Consider the following 579-nt stretch of genomic DNA (forward strand, 5'->3'; position numbering starts at 1 on the left):
GCATTGGCATGTTCTTGACGTATTTTAAGCATTTCTTTTTCGATAAGCTCATCTTTGTTTACCCGTTCAAAACAGTTAACCCAATAATAATAAGTGGCTTTAGGGAATCCTGTAACTTTCAAGATTTCTTTGAGTTTGAAGGTTTTACGGAGACTGTAGATGAGTCTTGATTTTTGTTCATTAGAGCATTTTTCTCCAATCTCCGAAGTCCTTTTAAATAAGCTACCTCAATTTGCGCATAACGTAATTCTTGTTCAAGTTCTTTAATTCGTTGAGAATCATTTGGGTTCTGAGTCATAGACGATGCAATGCTTTCTAGTTTTTTACGCCGTCCTCTCTTTTTGCTTATTGGGACTTCTCCATAAATTTTGAAATGATTAACCCAGCTTGCAAGTAAGGTAAAATTAGTAATTTCGAATTTTCTTGCCACAGCTTCATACGTTAAATCAGTTGTTAAATAACATTGTACCGCATTATCTTTAAACTCCATAGAATAATTTCTATTGACTTTGGAGTGAGCTGTAGGAAGTCCCTCTGCTCGATAATTGCGAATCCAGCGTCTAACCTGACTAGATGAAC

Annotated in this window: 1 pseudogene; it reads right to left on the reverse strand. The window is 35.6% G+C overall.

Annotated elements, in window-relative coordinates:
* A pseudogene (locus EII37_RS10825) lies at positions 1 to 579 on the reverse strand (helix-turn-helix domain-containing protein); the annotation flags it as partial.

It is taken from the genome of Streptococcus sp. OH4692_COT-348 (assembly GCF_003859975.1).
Lineage (GTDB): Bacteria > Bacillota > Bacilli > Lactobacillales > Streptococcaceae > Streptococcus.